The organism is Serratia sp. NGAS9 (assembly GCF_009905295.1).
Taxonomy (GTDB): domain Bacteria; phylum Pseudomonadota; class Gammaproteobacteria; order Enterobacterales; family Enterobacteriaceae; genus Serratia; species Serratia bockelmannii.
Genome location: NZ_CP047605.1, coordinates 3283667 through 3303020, shown reverse-complemented (window position 1 = coordinate 3303020; position 19354 = coordinate 3283667). Strand labels below are relative to the sequence as shown.

The following is a 19354-nucleotide window of genomic DNA, read 5'->3' as shown; positions in this document are numbered from 1 at the left end:
AGTGCCAGGAGTGGTCAATGCGTTCGGACAATCACGAGCTTTCTTCTACCAGGATTCTTATGCTGGGGATTATTTGTTGTATTGTTGTGGCTAATATTTATTTTAATCAATCTGTCCTGAATTTAATTGCCGGATCCTTTCCCAATGAATGGGGAGCTGTTTCTTTGATCCCCATGGTCACCCAGGTAGGCTATGCGGTGGGCTTATTCTTTCTGATCCCCCTTGGCGATTATATTGAACGTCAGTGGCTTATCCTGCGTCAAGCGCAGGTGCTTTTCCTGGCAATGATCGGCATGATGTTATCCCCAACGGCGACAGTGTTGGTGTTCTTCTCCTTCCTTACCGGGATGGCTGCAACAGTAGCTCAACAGATAGTGCCGCTTGCCGCCTCGCTCTCAAGAACTTCTGCACGAGGTAAAACCGTTGGTACGGTGATGAGCGGTGTCCTGGCAGGTATCCTTGCTGGCCGGGCTATCGGAGGCCTTATTGGTCAGTATTTCGGCTGGCGTGGCGTCTTTTTATCCGGCGCGATCATGACATTGCTGGCTATATTTTTCATCTTACGCATTTTGCCTACTCAGTCGTTGTCAACGCCAAAGTTTAACTATCTGGCGGTATTACGTTCATTAGGACTGCTGTGGAAAAACGAGCCGCAGGTGCGTGGTGCAACTCTTACACAAGCAATGCTGTTTGCCTCCTTCAGCGTGCTGTAGACCGTGCTCCCTTTCTGGTTAGCTCATCGCTACGATTACGGTGCAGGGATAACCGGCGCCCTAGCTGCTTTGGGGTTAATCGGTATTCTGTGTGCGCCTCTGGCGGGAAGTTTCAGCGATCGTCAGGGACCATTCCGAATGGTTGTTTTTGGTGTGATACTCATGCTGCTAGCCTGGACTGTTTTTTGGAGATGGAACAGTATTGTGGGTATGGTGGTGGGCATTCTACTACTGGATGCGGGTGAGCAATGTGTACTGATAGCTAATCAGCACACGATTTATTCTTTGCGTCCGGATGCCAGAAACCGTCTTAATACATTATTTATGTGCGTTATGTTTATTGGCGGAGCATGTGGCTCACTGACTGCCACCTGGTTATGGGAGACAACTCATAGCTGGGCGCTGATTTCTTCAGCAGGGGGCGGACTCGTGATCATGGGGATGTTGATAGCCGTAAAACGTAAATATTCAGGCCCCTATTCGGGCACATAGCGCAATAGCACTTCTTACATCCGTCGCATTGTCTGAGTCATCAACATCATGTAAAGCGTCCTGTATCAATTGTTTAGCAGCCCATTTTTCCCCGGCTTCAGCCTGCAATGTCGCCAATGAATAAGCAATACGGAGGGCCCAGCCATGAGCCTGTTGCTGACGCGCTTTGTCCAGGGCCTTCTCCAACAGCAGGCGTTGCTTCTGAGGAGGTAATTGAGTGGCAGAAAGACGCATCAGCTCAGGCGTGCACCAGTTTTCATGATCCTGGCGGGTGGCTCTCAGCGATAACCCGGTATCAATTTCTGACAACAAGGGGGAATATTGCCAATCTAATCCCATCGCCCGCAACGAGCTAAACAGTGTGGTTTGACTAACATCGGTATGACTGAACTGTTTGGCCCAAACAAGAAACAGCTCGCCGTATGTCTTCCAGAAATATAAATCATGCCTTTTTGCCAGATGAATAAGCCAGTTTGCGGCCTTTATAACCCAACGCGGATTACGATCCAGTGCTGCTGTCATACAAGCGCCTTCAGCCAGTGCACAGCAAAGAGAACAGACATGCTGCAAACGAGCGGCTTTTTTAACACCGCGCCATGCCATCTGTTTCGCGGCCTTATACTCACCCTGTAACCAGAGTAAACGAGACAGAAAGGCCTGACCGGCGCTCTCTTGATCAAGACCAAAACGGAAAGAGTGACTTAATTCGCCATGTTCATACCAGTCAAGAGATTGCTGGAGATAATCACGCCCGACATAATGACGCCCCAAAAAATGCAGGGATACACCGAGAATACGCAGCCCGGTTGCCATCGCCTCCTCGTCACTAATGGACCGTGCCAGCTCGCACATAGATTGCGCATGCTCAAGCGCTTTATCCAACTCGCCAGTACGCAGATAATACAACCATAATCCGTAATGAGCCTGTAAACGTATTTCTTTGTCGTCGAGCTTTTCTGCAAGTGCAAGCGCGGTTTTCCAGGCTGAATGTGTTTCAGGCGTAGGGCCTTTTGCCCAGGTTGACGCCTTACCTGCTACAGCGCTGAGATTCATTCTCTGGCGTAGCGTTAATACTACCCGAGAAGTATTTTCATAAAGCAAAGGATAGATATGGCGCTGACATTCATCGTAGAGTGAATATTCAATCCAAAAAGGGGTCATCGCTTGTAAGATCTCAAGCCCCTTAGAGGGAGCGGCCCCTTCAGCCAACGTTTGCTGTAATATGCTCCGCAAATCATTAAGCATATGGCTATAACGTTCACGCCACTGTCCCGTTGGCAGCATAAACCAATCACCTTGGGCCTCTTCTACCAGAACTTTATAATAACCGGTAAAACGGGCTTCAAGAACAGTATATTCACCCTGTTGCCTGAGTTTATCGCATGCGAACTGGCGCATGGTTTCCAGCAGGCGGAAACGGGTCTCTGGTACCTGAGTACTGACCTGAATCAGGGATAAAGACAGCAATCTTTGCAGATCGTCAACAACCTGCCAGCGATGCTTGTCTTTAATCAGCAGAAGGTCACTTACTGATTTCACACTGAACATATCGGTATAGATCCCCAGAGAGCAAAATAATCTTTGTTCACGAGTGTTGAGTAACTGATAAGTCCACTCCAGCGTGGTCAGTATTTTCTGATGTCTGGGCACCAGAGAGCTGTGCGTATTGCTCAATAGCTGGAAACGGTCTTCCAGTCGGCTATAGATCTCTTTGACACTCATGACTGGCAGACGGGAGGCCGCAAGTTCAATCGCCAACGGCAGACCGTCAAGATGACGGCATAACTCGCCAATCAACGACAGTTCGCTGGCTGATGGATGGAAATTATGTCGGTTGGCCTGCCCACGTTCGATAAAGAGGCGGACACTGTCAAAAGTCAGTAACTCGTGGGTATCAGCCTCTTCGCTCTCAGGAACTTGTAATGGCGGTAGTAGATATTGTTGCTCGCCGGCAACCTGTAACGCTACCTGGCTGGTCAACAACAGTTTTATATGGGGAGCCAGGCGCAGGAGCAACGTAATCACTGGTTCCAGTTCACTAATTACATGTTCACAGTTATCAATCAGCAGTAAACATCGACGCCGTGCAAGCTGTTGCCGTAAATCGGCATCATTATGAATGGCAGCTAATGGAAGATGGAGCGCTTGTGAAATAACAGATAGCAAGCTGGATGCTTCGGTGATATGCGCCAGTTCAGCCACACATATTCCATCAGGAAAATGCGAGTGTGTAAGGCTGACGACTTCCCATGCCAAACGAGTCTTACCCACGCCCCCTGAGCCTGTAACCGTCACCAGACGGTATTGATCCAATAAGGTGCATAATTCCTGCACAGCTTTATCACGCCCCAGAATCGATGCGAGAAAAGGGGTAACAGCGGGCTCAGGTATTTCTGATTTAGAGAGCGGTTTAGTTGGCAATTTGTTGATATTAAAGCGATAACCACAACCAAATTCAGTAATCAGTAGATGGCGGTCATGTCCCAGTATGCGGCGTATAGCAGAAATTTGTGCCTGAAGATTATTTTCTTCGACGATTTCATTTCCCCACACTTGAGTAAGTAAAGATTCTTTACTTACCGCTTTACCTCCAGCACTCACCAGAACAACCAGAACATCAAAAGCTCTGGCAGAAATTCTTACTGGCTTACCCCGATGTAACAGAATCCTTAGCTGTGGCCAGATTTGCCAGTCAGCAAAGTGAATCTCATCAATTGATATCATGGTGTTGAGATCTTCTGTTTTGAGCATCACGAACTCTCGGTATGGAGTAAGCCATTTCTAACGAAAGTGGTCATCAGAATCAGGCTACATGTTGAATGTGCTGCATCGGCGTATAACTATTCAATACCACTTTTACCGTTAATGATTATAAAGCCAATAGTGCTATGTGGCATAGCTTTGCGATCAAGCTGGTGATGAAAACTGAATTTCGACGAACGATCCACGCTGACAATAAGACGACGATTGGCATCCAACGAAGCGATCAAAGGCTAATTATTGCGATGCCGGTCAGCACCACCACTGCACCGGCAATCCGGCGTGCCAGATGATTTTCACGAAAAAGCCAGTACGAAAGAAGGGAGCCGACAATAATGGATGTTTCCCTGAGAGGAGCGACGAGTGCCAGTGGCATGCTCTGCATGGCTGTCAGTACAAGGATATAGGCAAGGGGAGAGCATACAGCAATGATAAGGATTGGGATGATATCCACACGTACAGCAGTTGGAATGCGATTTCGTCGCCGCATCGCACCAGGGGTAAGAATCAGACTCTGTAGCAGGAGTGTGCTGGCGTAGTAGCGCACTGGATCCAGGTGCAGAGAGATTACCGAATAACCGTCCCAGAGTGTATAGCCAGCGATGGCGGTGCCTGTCGCTGCCCCCCAAAGCATTCCCTGTAGTGGTCGGCTTCCGCTCCTGAACGGATTGCCGGTGACAACGAAAATACCAGCGATAACGATAAAAGCGCCGAGTAAAGCGCCTGGTGAAATCCGTTCTCCCATGAGAAGGGTTGCAAACAGTATCGTCAGAACTGGTCCACTTCCTCGGGCAATCGGATAAACAACACCCAGTTCGGCGCGCTCGTAGCCAGCCTGCAAGATTAGAGAATAAGCGATATGAAGTGCAGACGAGATAACTGCGCCGACAGCGAGTCTCCAGTCGAGTTCCTGTTGTCCCTCAACTATCAGAATGAGGCTGAACGGGACCCACAGCAATGATGAGGCACAGCTGTACGCCCAGACGAACACAAGAGTGTCTTCCCTCTTGTATTTTGAGGCTATATTCCATACTGCATGAGCTACCGCAGCAGTAAGAATCATTGCTACCGTGCTGAACTGCATCAGGACATATCGGGCAAATCAATACCCGCCCGTTCAGCCCGGCGACTTTGTTCTTTATCCCGCAGAGTGAGAGCAGCGACCAGCGTATCAATAACGACGAGCTGGGCCAGTCGACTCCCGGCAGCGGCCATCTGTGCCGGGAGTGGCATTCCGCCAACAACGAGCGAAACGTTGGCGAGTGTCGCCAGTGGGGTATCGTACTGGTTAGTTATTGCAATAAGCGATGCTCCTGCCGAGGATGCTGCATCAGCGATGGAGAGTGTGGATGATGTGCGCCCTGTTGAACTGACGACGATGATGACATCGCCTGGACCGAGTAGACGAGCAGCAATCATCGCTGATAAATAATCCTGGATACTGACGGTTATCACACCCGCCGTCCGCAAACGAAAGACCGCATCAGCGGCAACCGTCGCAGAGGGACCAGCACCAAATGCAAATACCTGGCGTGCGCTCTGGATTAAATCGACCGCCTCATCAAGTGCGGAGATTTCGATAGCACCGCTGAGCGCAGTCAGTGCGTCTACACCAGCACGAATTGATGTTTCCAGCACTGATGCCAGCGTCGCATCCGCTGTAAGAACTTCAGGCGGGGCAAAGAATTGGGCAGTGCCACGAGCCCGGGCAATCTCTATCTTAAGTTCAGTGAACCCGGTGAACCCGATCGCTCGTGCAGCGCGTATTACTGTCGGCGGTGATACACCAGCACGGGTGGCAACCTGTGCTGCCGTGCTTGTACCGACAAATAAAGGATCGACAAGCAGGAGATCGACAACTTTAGCCTCACTTGCAGCGAGGTCGCCGCTTCGGGCGTGAATGCTGCCAAGCCATTGCTGTAACCGCTGCTCACCTTCTGAAATTCTATTACCATTTTCTTTATTCATATGTAATATATTACATGTCCTTTGGGAAGGGCACAACCACCACGTAATTAGATTCTGTTGCAAGGAGTCCACATTCATGAACACTGAAATCAATACAGTTGTTGCTGTTTTAGGTCCAGGTGCCATCGGCACAACAGTCGCGGCGGCGTTACACGAAGTCGGCCGCACACCATTGCTGTGTGGACGTACTCCCCGCGATCGCCTGACCTTGCAAGATGGCAACCGCTTTATCACCGTACCCGGTCCGGTACAGACGAATCCGGCACAAATCACTCGCACGGTTGATCTTATCTTTCTGGCAGTCAAGTCCACACAAATCGACGCGGCAGCAGAATGGCTCAGGGCGTTGACTGGCCCGGAGACGGTTATATGCGTGCTCCAGAATGGGGTCGAACAGTTGGACAGGCTCGCTACGTACTCTCTGCCCGGACAGATCGTTCCCGCTGTCGTGTGGTTCCCTGCTCAAGCGCAGTCCGATGGCTCGGTACGCTTGCGTGGTGAGGCGCGCCTCAGCGTGCCAGACGCACCAGCTTCCCGTGTAGTGGCCGCAGCGCTGCAAGGCACGTGGTGCTCCGTAGATCTGGCCGCGAATTTCAGCTCCCTGGCCTGGCGCAAGCTGATGCAGAATGCGGTGGCTGGACTCATGGCACTCACGCACCGCCGCTCAGGCATGTTTGGCCGTGCTGATATCGCCAGGCTTACGCTGGCTTATCTGCAGGAATGCCTGGCCGTGGCACGTGCAGAGGGCGCTGAACTCGGAGACGAAGTGCCGCAGGAGATCCTCGATAAGTTCCGGGCGGCTCCTGCAGACATGAGCACCTCCATCCTCACGGATCGAGAAGCTGGCCGACCGCTTGAATGGGATATCCGCAACGGCGTCATTGCGCGTCGCGGCCGGGTTCACAGCATTCCAACGCCGATCAGCGACATCCTGGTACCGCTTCTTGCGGCTGCGAGCGATGGCCCTGGTTGATCTTAAAGCCGATGATTGCACTCTTACTTCTCTTCTTCGTCGCTCTCGGTGCCGGAGTACTCAGCGGTGTCGTCGGCACTGGCTCGTCGTTAATCATGCTGCCCGTCCTCGTCGCCACGTACGGGCCACGGATTGCTGTGCCTGTTATGGCGATCGCCTCCCTTTTCGGCAACATCGGACGGGTGATTGTCTGGTGGCATGAGATTCGTTGGCGACCGGTGTTTGCCTATTCGTTGGCGGGAGTTCCTGCGGCTGTTCTCGGGGCGCACACGTTACTTACGATTTCTCCTGGCACAGTGGAGGTATTCCTGGCAGCTTTCTTCCTTGCGATGATCCCGCTGCGCCGTCTCATCAGACGATCGAACCTCCACTTGAATCTCTGGCACATGAGTTTTGCCGGGGCGATTGTCGGGTTTCTGACCGGATTCGTGCTGTCCACCGGGCCGCTCAGCGTGCCGGTATTTACCGGGTACGGAATGAGTGGAGGCGTATTTTTGGGATCAGAGGCGGCAAGCGCAATCCTGCTCTACGCTGGCAAGCTAGCTACGTTCGGTATATCGGGCGCACTCGCGCAGCCTGTCCTCACACATGGACTTGCCATCGGCATCGCATTGTTCGTCGGTTCGATGATTGCGAAACGTCTCGTCCAGAAACTCCAGACGCATACGTTCGAGCTTCTCATTGATGCCGTTCTCGTCGCTGGGGCAGTAGGGATGATCCTTGCTCTCAAATGAAATGGCACGCCAGGGCTGACGGCGCAAGCGTGTTGTTGTTGTGTAACAGCTTTCTACAGGCAGCGACGGGTCGGGGTGGAGGGGTTGGCAAGCCATCAGAAATGAATAAAGCCGTACCAGGGTATGCTGATACAGCTTTTTGTTATTGGTCATGCAGCTTCGTTGTTTTTATCCCGCCCTGTGTTAAAAGGTGGTACGTATGCGACCCGGCATGTATCGATATAATCTGACCACCACTGCATCATCGCCTTGCGGGCTTCCAGATGCTCAGCCTTATGAATGTAAGCCAGACGCACGGTGTTGCGCTCCTGGTGACTCATCTGGCGTTCCACTGCATCCTGCGACCATAAGCCAGACTCCATCAGGGCACTGCATGCCATTGCCCGAAAGCCATGTCCGCAGATGTCCTGTTTCGTGTCGAATCCCATAAGGCGCAGTGCTTTATTAACCGCGTTTTCGCACATCGGCCTGTACGGGTTATGGTCGCCGGGGAAGACCAGTTCGTAAGCCCCGGATATTTCCTTAATCCGTTTCAGAATAGCTATAGCCTGCTGTGAGAGGGGCACGATATGAGCAGTGCGCATTTTTGCACCGCGCCCTGAATAACGCACACCCACAATGGCTTCGCGTGTGGCGGGTATCGTCCAAATTCTGTTTATGAAATCAATTTCTGACCAGCGTGCAAAGCGCAGCTCACTGGAGCGAATGAACAGATGCAGCGTCAGCAGGACAGCAAGCCGGGTCAGTTCACGGCCCTGATGATATGCTTCAATGTGTTCAATCAATTCAGGCAGCCGCTCCAGCGGCAGGGCGGGATAGTGGTGTCTCATGGGGGGAGCCGTCACGCCATCAAGATTTGCTGCCGGGTTGGTGTCGATAAATCCCTGATGGACCGCATGGCGCATGATGTTACTGAGGTGCTGCCGCGTGCGGGACGCGACTTCCAGCAGGCCCTTTTCCTCAATACCTTTCAGCAGGTCAATGAAATGATGGGGTTTAAGCTCCGTGACGGACAGATGACCAATTACAGGAAAGATATGGTTGTTCATGCTGGCAAGCAGACGGTCAGCGGTGTTCTGCGACCACTTTTTATTGTTTTTATGCCATGCCAGCGCCACTGTTTTAAACACCTTCTCTGGTGTGCAGGCTCTGCGTTCAGCAGCCCTCTGCTGTGCCGGGTTGATGTTCAGCGCCAGCATCTTACGGATACCTTCGCGCTGCTGGCGGGCATCAGACAGGGAGACGGCAGGATAGGCACCCAGTGCAATGCGGGATTCTTTGCCGTTTATACGATATTTAAGATACCAGTGACGTGAGCCGCCTGGTTTGATAAGAAGGTACAGACCGTTAGAATCAGAAACTTTGAAGGGTTTTGCGGATGGTTTTAAAGTGCGGATTTTTGAGTCGTTAAGGGACATTTGGGGGTCACTCCGTCATCGAACTAACCTGACCCCAGATTTGACCACCAATTTTTCCCGATGCGGAGGGTAAAATCAAAATGCACCGGGAAGAGTTTTCACGCTAACCTCTTGAATCAATATCAGATAAGGATTCGCAAAGATGCATGCAAACAGGAAATTGGCTCCTCTGACTGGGTCGCATTTGCGAGCATGGGGCTATTACAAAAACCAATATGACTAACTAGCAGTAATCCTTAGTTCTCGGGCGGAAGACGAAATGTCATGCTGTTTCGGCAGCAATCCATATAGATTCATAAATTGACATTTTAGCCTCCACGTCGGCAGCGGTGTTGGGAGCAGAGGTTCTACATCTTAAACTGAAGCATTTAAGAAACATTGGCTTCTGGCTGAGTCATTGCCACCGATAAATACCACAATGAGTAGCTACGCTACTTGTGACGTTTTCTACCCCCCCAGGCTTCAACGCATAACGGTAGTCGCGTTACACCCATGGTTATGTCTATCTACAGAAGGGCGAACTGAAGCTTAAATTTTAGAATAACAATGTAGCTCTTAACTATGGCGCAAATATTGCATATTAAAATTAGATAGAATGAGACTATTTAGAATGTTAACGCGAAGATATTTTATAAAGGTTTTTTCATGACACATTTCACACTCAAGCAACTTAAATATTTCGTCACTGTGGTTGAGACCGAAAGCATCGCCGAAGCGTCACGCCAGCTGCATATCGCCCAGCCTTCGATTTCGGTCGCCATCAAAAACCTTGAGGACGCTTTTGAACAGCAGCTGTTCATTCGCCATCATGCACAGGGCGTATCGCTCACCTCCAGTGGGAGACGGTTCTACGAAAAAGCAAAGGAGTTGCTGCGGTTGTCCTATGAGTTTGAGCAAAGTTCACGCGCAGAAAATGAGCTGGTTTGCGGCACCATCGCCGTGGGTTGTTTTGAATCGGCGGCTCCGCTGTATATGCCCAAGCTGATTGCAGGTTTCAAAAAACTCTATCCGGAAATCAATATTCAGCTGTACGACGGTGAACAGCATGAGCTGATGCACGGTTTACATCGTGGCCGTTTTGACATGGCATTTCTCTACGATCTTGACCTGGACAACGCGATTCAGAAAGAACCGCTGAATGCGCCGCATAAACCCTATGCGCTGCTACCGGCGGCGCATCCGCTGGCGAAAAAAAGTGCGGTGACATTACAGGAACTGGCAAGCGAACCGATGATCCTGTTGGATGCGGTACCCAGCAAAAATTACTTTATCAGCATTTTCAAAGAGAATGGTTATTACCCTGAAGTGGCCTATAGCTCTCCGTCAATTGAAATGGTGCGGTGCATGGTCGGGCAGGGGCTGGGCTTTTCGGTGCTGGTGACCCGGCCCTGTTCGGATATGACATACGATGGGCAGCGCTTGGTGCAACTGGATATTATCGATGAAATGGCGGCATCGACGCTGATTATGGCTTATCTGCAAAATAATGAACCCACGCGGCCCACGCGGTTATTTATGGATTATTGCCGCAGTGTTGAATTAACTCCGGCCGTCAGCAGCCATTAAATTGTTACTCTACCCGTTGCGGGTAGAGCAAACGTCAGTTGTATTTAACGTAATTCAAGCCAGGTGGTTTTTAATTTGGTGAATTTATCAAAGGCATGTAAAGACAGGTCGCGGCCAAAACCCGATTGCTGATTGCCACCAAAAGGAACGGTCACATCCAGCGCATCAACGGTGTTGACCGACACCGTTCCGGCGTTCAGTTTGCGCGCCACACGATGTGCCTGATTCAGGTCGTCCGACCATACAGACGCAGCAAGGGCGTAAATATGATTATTCGCCAGTTCGATGGCTTCCGACTCATCATCAAAGACTTTTACCGCGAGCACCGGACCGAATACTTCATCACGCCATAAGTTAACGTTTTCGCTTTCAATCTCAATCACCGTCGGCAGGATGTAGTTAGCGACTGTCTCGATTTCGCGTTGCTCGCCACCCGCGCGCACAATACCGCCCTGAGTCACTGCGGTCTGAATAAAATCCATCACCTTATCTTTATGCGCAGTCGAAACCATCGCGCCCATCCTCGCATTGGGGTTAAGCGGGTGGTCAGGTTGCCAGCCGTGCAACTTCGTGATCAACTTCGCCATAAAGTCGGGATAGATCTTACGCTCAACTAATAATCTGGAGTTAGCTGAACAAACTTCACCCTGGTTGAAACAGATACCGAAGGCGGATTTTTCGGCGGCTAAATCGAGATCCTGGCAATTGGCAAAAATAATGTTGGCGCTTTTGCCACCACATTCCAGCCACACCTGCTTCAAATTGGATTGGCCGGAATAGGCCATAAAGGCTTTGCCCACCGCGGTTGAACCGGTAAAGGTCAGCACATCAACATCGTTATGCTGGCCCAGCGCAGCACCGGCTTCGATCCCCAGCCCGGTAACAACGTTTAACACCCCGGCGGGCAACCCGGCCTCCAGCGCTAGTTCTGCCAGTTTCAGTGCGGTGAAAGGCGAATTCTCCGAGGGTTTCAGGATCACACTATTTCCGGCTGCCAGCGCTGGGCCAATTTTCCAGGCGGCAATATCGAGGGGAAAATTCCACGGCACAATGGCGGCAACCACGCCGACAGGTTCACGGGTGATGGTTGCCAGGGTACCCGGACGGGTGGGGGCAACCTCGTCATAAATCTTATCGATACTTTCTGCGTACCAGGCCATCACATGAGCAGCACCAGGCACATCAACGTTATAGGCATCGAGCACCGGTTTCCCCATGCTTGCGCTTTCCAGCAGCGCCAGTTCTTCCCGGTGCTCCAGCATCAGCTCCGCCAGCCTGCGCAGCACGGCTTTGCGTTGCGCTAAAGGACATTCAGACCAGATACCAGAGGTAAATGCCTGGCGTGCTGAACGCACCGCAGCGTCAATATCCTCAGCCTGGCAAGCGGTGACGTCCGCTAACACTGCATTGGTGGCGGGATTCACCACCGCCCAGGTTTTCTCCGCTTTGGCGAAGTAAGGTTTACCCCCGATAAGGGCATGCGTGCTAAAGCGTTGTTGGTTCAGCAGACCTTGCCAGTAATCACGATTATGCATAAGCGTTCTCCTTATTCGTCTCGGTCTCAGCTACCGGCGTTCCTTGCAGGATCATGCTTGCCGCACGTTCGCCAATCATAATTGAAGGCGCATTGGTGTTGCCGCTGATAAGCGTCGGCATAATTGATGCATCTGCCACGCGCAAATTTTCCACGCCATATACCTTGAGAGTGTCCGGTGCGACAACACTCATTTCATCCCGCCCCATCTTGCAGGTGCCAACCGGATGGAAAACCGTGGCGCAATATTCTTTGACGTATTGATGCAGCTGTTCGTCAGTCTGGATATGTTTGCCCGGCAGCATCTCTTCGCCATGCAATGCATTGAATTCCGGCTGAGCCAGAATATTCCTTGCCACTTTTATCCCTTCCACCAGCACGCTGGCGTCATAAGGATCGGCGAGGAAATTAAAATCAATAGCGATCTGCCCATCACGCTTTAACTGCAACGCGCCGATCGACCGCGGACGTAAAACGCAGGTGTGAATCGCATAGCCGTGGCCCCATTCAAATAAACGGCCACGATGGCTGCGATAACCCGGCACAAAATGGAACTGAATATCGGGTTCATCGCTACTGAGTTTTGTCGCGGCAAAGCCACCGGCTTCAACATAATTGGTGGTTAGCCAACCTTTGCGACGAAAGAGATACTGGAAGGGGGATGTCAGGATCGGTTTCCAGGCGGCGAGGGAAAAACCAAGCGTCAGAGGGTTTCTGGAACGCACGGTGACCAGACCATCCAGATGGTCCTGAAGATTTTTGCCCACCCCGGGAAGAGGGTGCACCAGCGGAATACCTGCGGCCTCAAGTTCGGCAGCAGGCCCGATACCTGATTTCAGCAGAATATGCGGTGAGCCGATCGAGCCGGCCGAAAGGATGACTTCATGGCGGCAGAGAATTGACGTGGGTTGATCGCGGCCATGCTCAGTTATTCGCACGCCTTTGACCGCTTTGTCTTCAATGATCAACGTTTGCACGGTGCAGTCAGTCATCACGGTCAAATTGCTGCGCCCAATATGGGGATGCAAAAATGCACGATAGCATGATAACCGTTTGCCATCCTTTTGCGTGACGTTGTAAATGCCGACCCCCGCCAGCGATTTACCGTTAAAGTCGGTGTTCTCCGCTAATCCGACCCGCTTGCCCGCCGCGACAAACAGCGCTGATACCGGATTGGGATCGCGCGGTTTATCGACCAGTAATTCGCCGTTAAAACCATGATATGCCGGGTCCTGAGACAGCAGATTCTTTTCCGATCGTTTGAACCAGGGCAGGACATTATTCCAGCCCCAGCCCTCACAACCTTGCTGTTCCCAGCGGTCATAATCAGAAGGTAATCCGCGAATATAAATCATGCTGTTCATGGATGAGGAACCACCCAGCGCCTTGCCGCGCGGGACGTGGATTTGCCGTCCCCCCAGGCTTTTTTGTGGCGTTGAATAAAAGTTCCAGCTGAACTTTTTGCTTTTATACAGGGTGATGGTGCCCGCAGGCGTCTGGATACGCGGGGTTTCATCACGGCTACCGGCCTCGATAAGGCAGATCTTGAGATCTGCCTGCTCTGCAAGCCGGGCGGCCAGTACTGAACCTGCGGAACCACCACCAATAATGATGTAGTCATAGGTCTTGCTATTGTTCATAGTCATTCCGGTGATTATTTAGCAACAGAGGTTTGCGCCACTGCCTGAGTACGGCAGAGGAAATAATAAACAGGTGAGACGATGGCTAAACCAATAATCCAGGAGATGTCGGCACCACCTAACATATTTGCTGCCGGGCCGGTATAGATGGCGGTAGACATAAAGGGAATCTCGACGATGATGCCCAGCAGATAACAGAAAATGGCTTTTGAATTGAAGTAACCGTATATGCCACCGTCGCGACGGAAGAATGAAGCGACATCATAATTACCGTGGGCCACCAGATAGTAATCAACCAGGTTAATTGCCGTCCACGGCACCAGCACATACAGCAGCATCAGAATAAAGTTGGTGTAATTGACCAGAAAGTTTTCCTGACCATAAATCGCAATCAGCACTTCGATAAGGATGGTGACAATCGAAACCACAATGCGGGCGCCAGAAAGTGGCGACCATTTAGGCAGGAATGTCTGGCCGAGCGTCAGGGTGCAGAGCACGCCGCAATAGAGGTTCATTGCATTGGTCGCGGCAATGCCTAAGGCAAACACAATAATTACGGTGGAGGATAATCCGCCGGTCATATTCACAATGCCGGTGATTAAATCACCATCCACGATGCAAATAGAAACCAGAATGCCAAGAATCATCGGGAACAATGAACCCAGTACGCATCCCAGGTAGCTACACCAGAAGACACTTTTTTCGCTGATATCTTTTGGCATGTAGCGGGAATAATCGGATACATAAGGCGCATAGGCCAGCTGCCATAACGCGGCGATGGAAATGGCACCGAGGAATCCGCTGAGATTAAAGCCATTACGTGCGAGAAAATCAGTCGGCAGACCATGCACGAAAACAATCCACGCAAAGGCCGCGAGCAAAATAATACCGGATACCCACGACATCACCTTGGTGTAGGCATGAATCAGGTTATAACCGAAGGCACAGGCGACCAGGCTGAGTACCGCAGAAACCAGGATGCCGGTATCGGTAGAAACCGGTGCGTAGATGGCGTGCAGTGACTGACCGCCCAGCACCAGGTTCGATGCCAGAAAGCCGATATACATGATGACGACTAACGCCACCACCAGCACGGAACCATAAGAACCAAACTGGCCGCGGGTTTGCACCATCTGCGGCACACCTAATTGTGGCCCCTGCGCGGAATGCAATGCCATAAACAGCCCACCGGCAAGGTTACCAATCAATACGGCGAGGGTGGCCCACATAAAAGATAAGTGGAAAATACTCACCGCCAGCGCACCGGTAATCACGGTAAGCAACATGATGTTTGAACCAAACCAGATGGTAAAAAGATCCCGTGGCTTGCCATGACGTTCATGCGCGGGAATGGGCTGGATGGTGCTCAACTCTATTGTGGTTGCAACAGCATTATCTTTTGGGTTGTTTGTCATCATAGTTATCTCAACAAAGTCATTTGCAGGCTTGCCGCATGGCTGCGGTTATAACCACCCAAAAAATTGGGAGGGGTGAAAATAACGTTGATGGGATGTTGCAACAGTTGGCTATAGAGAGAAATGAAGAAAAATATAGCCAACTAATATAAAAAAAAGATGCAATCTCGCTTATGGATTGGCTGCCCCAAATTGGAACGTTAAAGAATGACAGGTGAGATATTTTTGAATCTAATTAACTATTTGATTATTAACATCTAAAATGCCACGTTCTGGCTGAATGCCTTATTTTGGTGCGCGTCTGCTCGTCACTGAAGCATCGTTGGCAATATTAAATATCGTCAATTTTGCAAAATTAATAAGTAAAAATGTTGTCTGTGAATCGCGTTAATTTGATTTATCTCAGCACCTTTTTATCTTGCCTGTGCAGAGCGGATGCGGCTTTAACAGGGCTTTGTATTTTATTTCGGCGGACAAGGTTGCCAGCAGGTTAAATATTTTCTATCCAGACGCTCACTTTATAATATTTTACCGCCTGCACGTGCTCCAATAGTCTTGGGTCCTTCTTAAGTGGTTAATCCCCTGCGTGATGCGGGATGAAGGACGTTGAAATGACATCATTAAAAACTGAAACAGATACGCTGATTATTGGCGCGGGTCAGGCGGGGGTTGCCATGAGCGAACACCTGACGCGTCTGGGCATTCCGCATCTGGTAGTGGAGAAAAATCGGATTGCCGAATCCTGGCGTAGTCGTCGCTGGGATTCGCTGGTTGCCAACGGTCCGGCCTGGCATGACCGCTTTCCGGGGATGGAGTTTCCCGGCTGCTCACCTGACAGCTTCGTGGCGAAAGAACAGGTTGCCGATTATTTTGTCAGCTACGCCGCCATGAACCAGTCACCGATTCATACTGGCGTCGAAGTGTTAAGCGCTGAACGCAATCAGGGGCGCAGTGGTTTCACCGTCACCACCTCCGCAGGCGTGATCAATGTGCAGCGTATCGTGGCCGCTACCGGTCCTTTCCAGCGTCCGGTCATCCCGGCGATTGCTCCTCAGCATAGCCAGGTACAACAGCTGCACTCGGCAGACTATAAAAATCCGCAGCAGCTGCCGCAGGGGGGCGTGCTGGTGGTTGGTGCCGGTTCTTCCGGCGTGCAGATTGCTGATGAGCTGCAACGTGCCGGTAAGCCCGTATGGCTGTCGGTGGGACCGCACGATCGTCCACCACGTTCCTACCGTGGCCGGGACTTCTGCTGGTGGCTTGGGGTACTCGGTCTGTGGGATGCCGCAGCCAGCCAGCCGGGCAAAGAGCATGTCACCATCGCCGTCAGTGGCGCACGCGGTGGGCATACCGTCGATTTCCGTCGTCTGGCGGCGCAGGGCGTTAACCTCGTTGGCCTGACTGAAAGTTTCACCGCTAACACCGTACGTTTTCAGGATGACCTGGCGGTGAATATTGCGCGCGGCGATGCTAATTATCTCGCATTGCTGGATGCTGCTGACGCGTATATCGACCGTAACGGTCTTGATTTACCGCCTGAACCGCAAGCACGTGAGTTCCTGCCAGACCCCGCCTGCGTAACCCATCCGCAGCTGTCACTTAATCTGGCCGAAGCTGGCATCACCAGCATTATCTGGGCGACGGGCTACGTGGCCGATTACAGCTGGCTGAAGGTTAATGCCTTTAATGACCAGGGCAGACCGCAGCATCATCGTGGTGTTTCCAGCGAGCCTGGCGTCTATTTTCTCGGCTTGCCGTGGTTGTCACGTCGTGGTTCCACCTTTATCTGGGGCGTCTGGCACGATGCCAAATTTATTGCTGACCAGATCGCTATCCAGCGCCAGTACCAGCATTACCGCGCTCCCTCTGACTCGCTTTAAGGAACTGTTATGCCTACTCATCAACGTATTCGTATGTTCAACACCAAAGAAACCTATCCGAATCAGACGCTGGACAACGATCTCTGCCAGGCGGTACGCGCTGGTAATACCGTCTACGTGCGCGGCCAGGTCGGTACCGATTTTGCAGGCAATCTGGTCGGGCTGGGCGATCCCCGCGCTCAAACCGAACAGGCGATGAAAAACCTCAAACAGCTGCTGGAAGAAGCCGGTAGCGACCTGAGCCATATCGTGAAAACCACCACCTATCTTACCGATCCACGCTATCGCGAGCCGGTTTACCAGGAAGTGGGCAAATGGCTGAAAGGGGTGTTTCCGATTTCAACTGGTCTGGTGGTTTCGGCGCTGGCACAGCCGCAGTGGCTGATGGAAATTGATGTGATTGCGGTGATCCCGGATGACTGGGAGGCGAAATGACGCTTTCGATTGCCGCACGCTGTGCGGAGTCCGGCCAACTCGGTATCGCCATTAGCTCGTCGAGCATTGCCGTCGGCGCGCGTTGCCCGTGGCTGGTGGCCGGAGTGGGGGCGGTATCCAGCCAGAACATTACATTACCGGCACTGGGGCAGCAGATTCTGGCGCGGCTGGAGGCGGGGTTAGCGCCGGAACAGGCACTGAAAAGCGCGCTGGCAGAAGATCGCTTTAGCGAGTATCGCCAGGTGACTGTCATTGACGCCAGCGGTCGCAGCGCCGCCTTTAGCGGTGACAAGACGCTGGGTATTTATCATGTGGTGCAGGGCAAAGAATGCGTGGCCGCAGGCAATATGCTGGCGGAGCAAGCGGTGATCGCCGCAATGGTGACGGCTTTTGAAGCCACCACCGGTGAACTCACCAGTCGTCTGATTACGGCGTTGCAGGCGGGGATCGACGCTGGTGGTGAGGCGGGGCCGGTGCATTCTGCTGCCGTGAAAGTAGTCGATGATTACACCTGGCCGCTGGTGGACCTGCGCGTCGATTGGGCAGAAGAAAACCCATTGGCAGAGCTGCACAAGTTGTGGCTGGCGTATGAACCGCAGATGCAGGCTTACGTCACCCGGGCACTGGATCCACGCGATGCCCCGAGCTATGGCGTACCCGGCGATGAGTAACGCGGTACGCGACATCCTCGCGGCACTGCTGGCGTTTGATACCACCAGCCGCGAATCCAATCTGGCGTTGATTGCCTGGATTGAAGATTTTCTGGCGCAACGGGGTATCGCGTCGCAACGCATCATGGATGACAGCGGGCGCAAAGCCAATCTGTATGCCCGGCTGGGACCGGGCGGTGACGGCGGGGTGATGTTGTCCGGTCATACCGATGTGGTGCCGGTCGATGGTCAGCAATGGACGCTGCCGCCGTTTGCCCTGACACAACAGGAAGGGCGCTACTATGGCCGTGGCAGTGCCGACATGAAGGGCTTTCTGGCCTGCGTGCTGGCATCGCTGGATAACTTTCTGACCCAGCCGTTGCGCCTGCCGCTGCATCTGGCTTTTTCCTATGATGAGGAAGTGGGCTGCCTCGGGGTGCGCAGCATGGTGGACTATCTGCGCGCGTCTGCGGAAAAACCCGCCATGTGTATCATCGGCGAGCCGACAGAAATGCGCCCGGTGTATGGACACAAAGGCAAGGTGGCGATGCGTTGTCAGGTGCATGGCCGCGCCTGTCACTCGGCCTATGCACCCTCTGGCGTCAATGCCATCGAATACGCGGCCAGGCTTATCAACCAGCTGGGCGCAGCGGCGCAGCAACTGAAGCAGATCGAGGATGCGCGTTTTGATCCCCCCTATAGCACGCTCCAGACCGGTATGATTCAGGGCGGCAGCGCGCTGAACATCGTGCCGCAGGATTGTCAGTTTGATTTTGAAATCCGCTATCTGCCGGGCGCTAATGTTCAGGGTGTGATGACCGAGGTCGAGCTGTTCTCGCAACAGCAATTGTTACCGCAAATGCAGGCGGTGGCAGCCGAGAGCGCGATCCGTTTTCAGCCGCTGAGCTACTATCCTAGCCTGCTCACCGATCCGCAATCGCAATTCGCGCAGTGGCTGGCGCAATGGAGTGGCAGCAATGATTTCTCAACCGTGGCGTTTGGCACCGAAGGGGGATTGTTTGATGAAGCGGGGATTGCCACCCTGATTTGCGGGCCAGGCAGCATGGCGCAGGGGCATAAGCCGGATGAGTTTATTGCTATTGAACAAGTAGAACACTGCATGAGTATGCTGGTAAATTTATGTAAATGGATGCGTACAGTTCCTTTAAAATGAAA

Annotated in this window: 16 protein-coding genes; 9 read left to right on the top strand and 7 right to left on the bottom strand. The window is 52.2% G+C overall.

Features of this window, described 5'->3' with window-relative positions; genetic code table 11:
* The first annotated feature begins 17 nt into the window (after positions 1-17).
* Complete coding sequence (locus GUC32_RS15740) at positions 18-713, top strand: MFS transporter (RefSeq protein WP_244995237.1); 696 nt, start codon at positions 18-20, stop codon at positions 711-713.
* A gap of 3 nt (positions 714-716) precedes the next feature.
* Positions 717-1205, top strand: a complete 489-nt coding sequence (locus tag GUC32_RS15735) for an MFS transporter (RefSeq protein WP_332069942.1) — start codon at positions 717-719, stop codon at positions 1203-1205.
* Here GUC32_RS15735 and GUC32_RS15730 read toward each other — a convergent pair.
* The 3 genes from GUC32_RS15730 to GUC32_RS15720 form a co-directional block, all read right to left on the bottom strand.
* Positions 1182-3956 carry a winged helix-turn-helix domain-containing protein gene (locus GUC32_RS15730; protein WP_048762579.1) on the bottom strand — a complete coding sequence of 925 codons (2775 nt, stop codon included), beginning with the start codon at positions 3954-3956 and terminating at the stop codon, positions 1182-1184. The two genes, GUC32_RS15735 and GUC32_RS15730, sit on opposite strands and share 24 nt — an antisense overlap.
* 235 nt (positions 3957-4191) lie before the next feature.
* A complete protein-coding gene (locus tag GUC32_RS15725) occupies positions 4192-5049 on the bottom strand; it encodes a DMT family transporter (RefSeq protein WP_032754802.1) in 858 nt (285 codons plus the stop codon).
* The gene (locus GUC32_RS15720) at positions 5049-5933 is read right to left on the bottom strand and encodes a MurR/RpiR family transcriptional regulator (protein ID WP_004899254.1); all 885 of its coding nucleotides are present in this window, start codon (positions 5931-5933) and stop codon (positions 5049-5051) included. Before GUC32_RS15720 ends, GUC32_RS15725 begins: the two co-directional genes overlap by 1 nt.
* Before the next feature lie 76 nt (positions 5934-6009).
* Here GUC32_RS15720 and GUC32_RS15715 point away from each other — a divergent pair, with 76 nt between their 5' ends.
* Complete coding sequence (locus GUC32_RS15715) at positions 6010-6906, top strand: oxidoreductase (RefSeq protein ID WP_032936819.1); 897 nt, start codon at positions 6010-6012, stop codon at positions 6904-6906.
* 11 nt (positions 6907-6917) lie between these two features.
* Positions 6918-7640 carry a sulfite exporter TauE/SafE family protein gene (locus GUC32_RS15710; RefSeq protein WP_040206044.1) on the top strand — a complete coding sequence of 241 codons (723 nt, stop codon included), beginning with the start codon at positions 6918-6920 and terminating at the stop codon, positions 7638-7640.
* 149 nt (positions 7641-7789) lie between these two features.
* Here the strand turns inward: GUC32_RS15710 and GUC32_RS15705 are convergent, their stop codons facing one another.
* Positions 7790-9058 (bottom strand): integrase arm-type DNA-binding domain-containing protein, encoded by a 1269-nt coding sequence (locus tag GUC32_RS15705; RefSeq protein WP_048762580.1) that lies wholly within the window; start codon positions 9056-9058, stop codon positions 7790-7792.
* Between the two features lie 645 nt (positions 9059-9703).
* On the opposite strand from GUC32_RS15705, the gene GUC32_RS15700 reads away from it, so the two are divergent.
* Positions 9704-10624, top strand: a complete 921-nt coding sequence (locus GUC32_RS15700) for a LysR substrate-binding domain-containing protein (RefSeq protein WP_040206036.1) — start codon at positions 9704-9706, stop codon at positions 10622-10624.
* A gap of 44 nt (positions 10625-10668) precedes the next feature.
* On the opposite strand, the gene GUC32_RS15695 is transcribed toward GUC32_RS15700, so the two are convergent.
* The 3 genes from GUC32_RS15695 to GUC32_RS15685 are packed head-to-tail and all read right to left on the bottom strand — an operon-like array spanning position 10669 to position 15216.
* Positions 10669-12159 carry an aldehyde dehydrogenase gene (locus tag GUC32_RS15695; protein WP_048762581.1) on the bottom strand — a complete coding sequence of 497 codons (1491 nt, stop codon included), beginning with the start codon at positions 12157-12159 and terminating at the stop codon, positions 10669-10671.
* Positions 12152-13798 carry a GMC family oxidoreductase gene (locus tag GUC32_RS15690; RefSeq protein WP_082144862.1) on the bottom strand — a complete coding sequence of 549 codons (1647 nt, stop codon included), beginning with the start codon at positions 13796-13798 and terminating at the stop codon, positions 12152-12154. Before GUC32_RS15690 ends, GUC32_RS15695 begins: the two co-directional genes overlap by 8 nt.
* A gap of 14 nt (positions 13799-13812) precedes the next feature.
* On the bottom strand, positions 13813-15216 hold the full coding sequence (locus tag GUC32_RS15685; RefSeq protein ID WP_012541188.1) for a cytosine permease: 1404 nt from the start codon (positions 15214-15216) through the stop codon (positions 13813-13815).
* Positions 15217-15824: 608 nt separating this feature from the next.
* On the opposite strand from GUC32_RS15685, the gene GUC32_RS15680 reads away from it, so the two are divergent.
* Genes GUC32_RS15680 through argE form a run of 4 tightly spaced genes read left to right on the top strand, consistent with a single transcriptional unit; the run spans position 15825 to position 19352 of the window.
* Positions 15825-17093, top strand: a complete 1269-nt coding sequence (locus GUC32_RS15680) for an NAD(P)/FAD-dependent oxidoreductase (RefSeq protein WP_012541189.1) — start codon at positions 15825-15827, stop codon at positions 17091-17093.
* Positions 17094-17102: 9 nt separating this feature from the next.
* Entirely contained in the window at positions 17103-17528 is a 426-nt protein-coding gene (locus GUC32_RS15675; RefSeq protein WP_012541190.1) for a RidA family protein, read from the top strand.
* Positions 17525-18199 (top strand): DUF1028 domain-containing protein, encoded by a 675-nt coding sequence (locus GUC32_RS15670; RefSeq protein ID WP_012541191.1) that lies wholly within the window; start codon positions 17525-17527, stop codon positions 18197-18199. Before GUC32_RS15675 ends, GUC32_RS15670 begins: the two co-directional genes overlap by 4 nt.
* Positions 18192-19352, top strand: a complete 1161-nt coding sequence (gene argE, locus GUC32_RS15665; RefSeq protein ID WP_012541192.1) for an acetylornithine deacetylase — start codon at positions 18192-18194, stop codon at positions 19350-19352. Before GUC32_RS15670 ends, argE begins: the two co-directional genes overlap by 8 nt.
* Positions 19353-19354 lie beyond the last annotated feature (2 nt).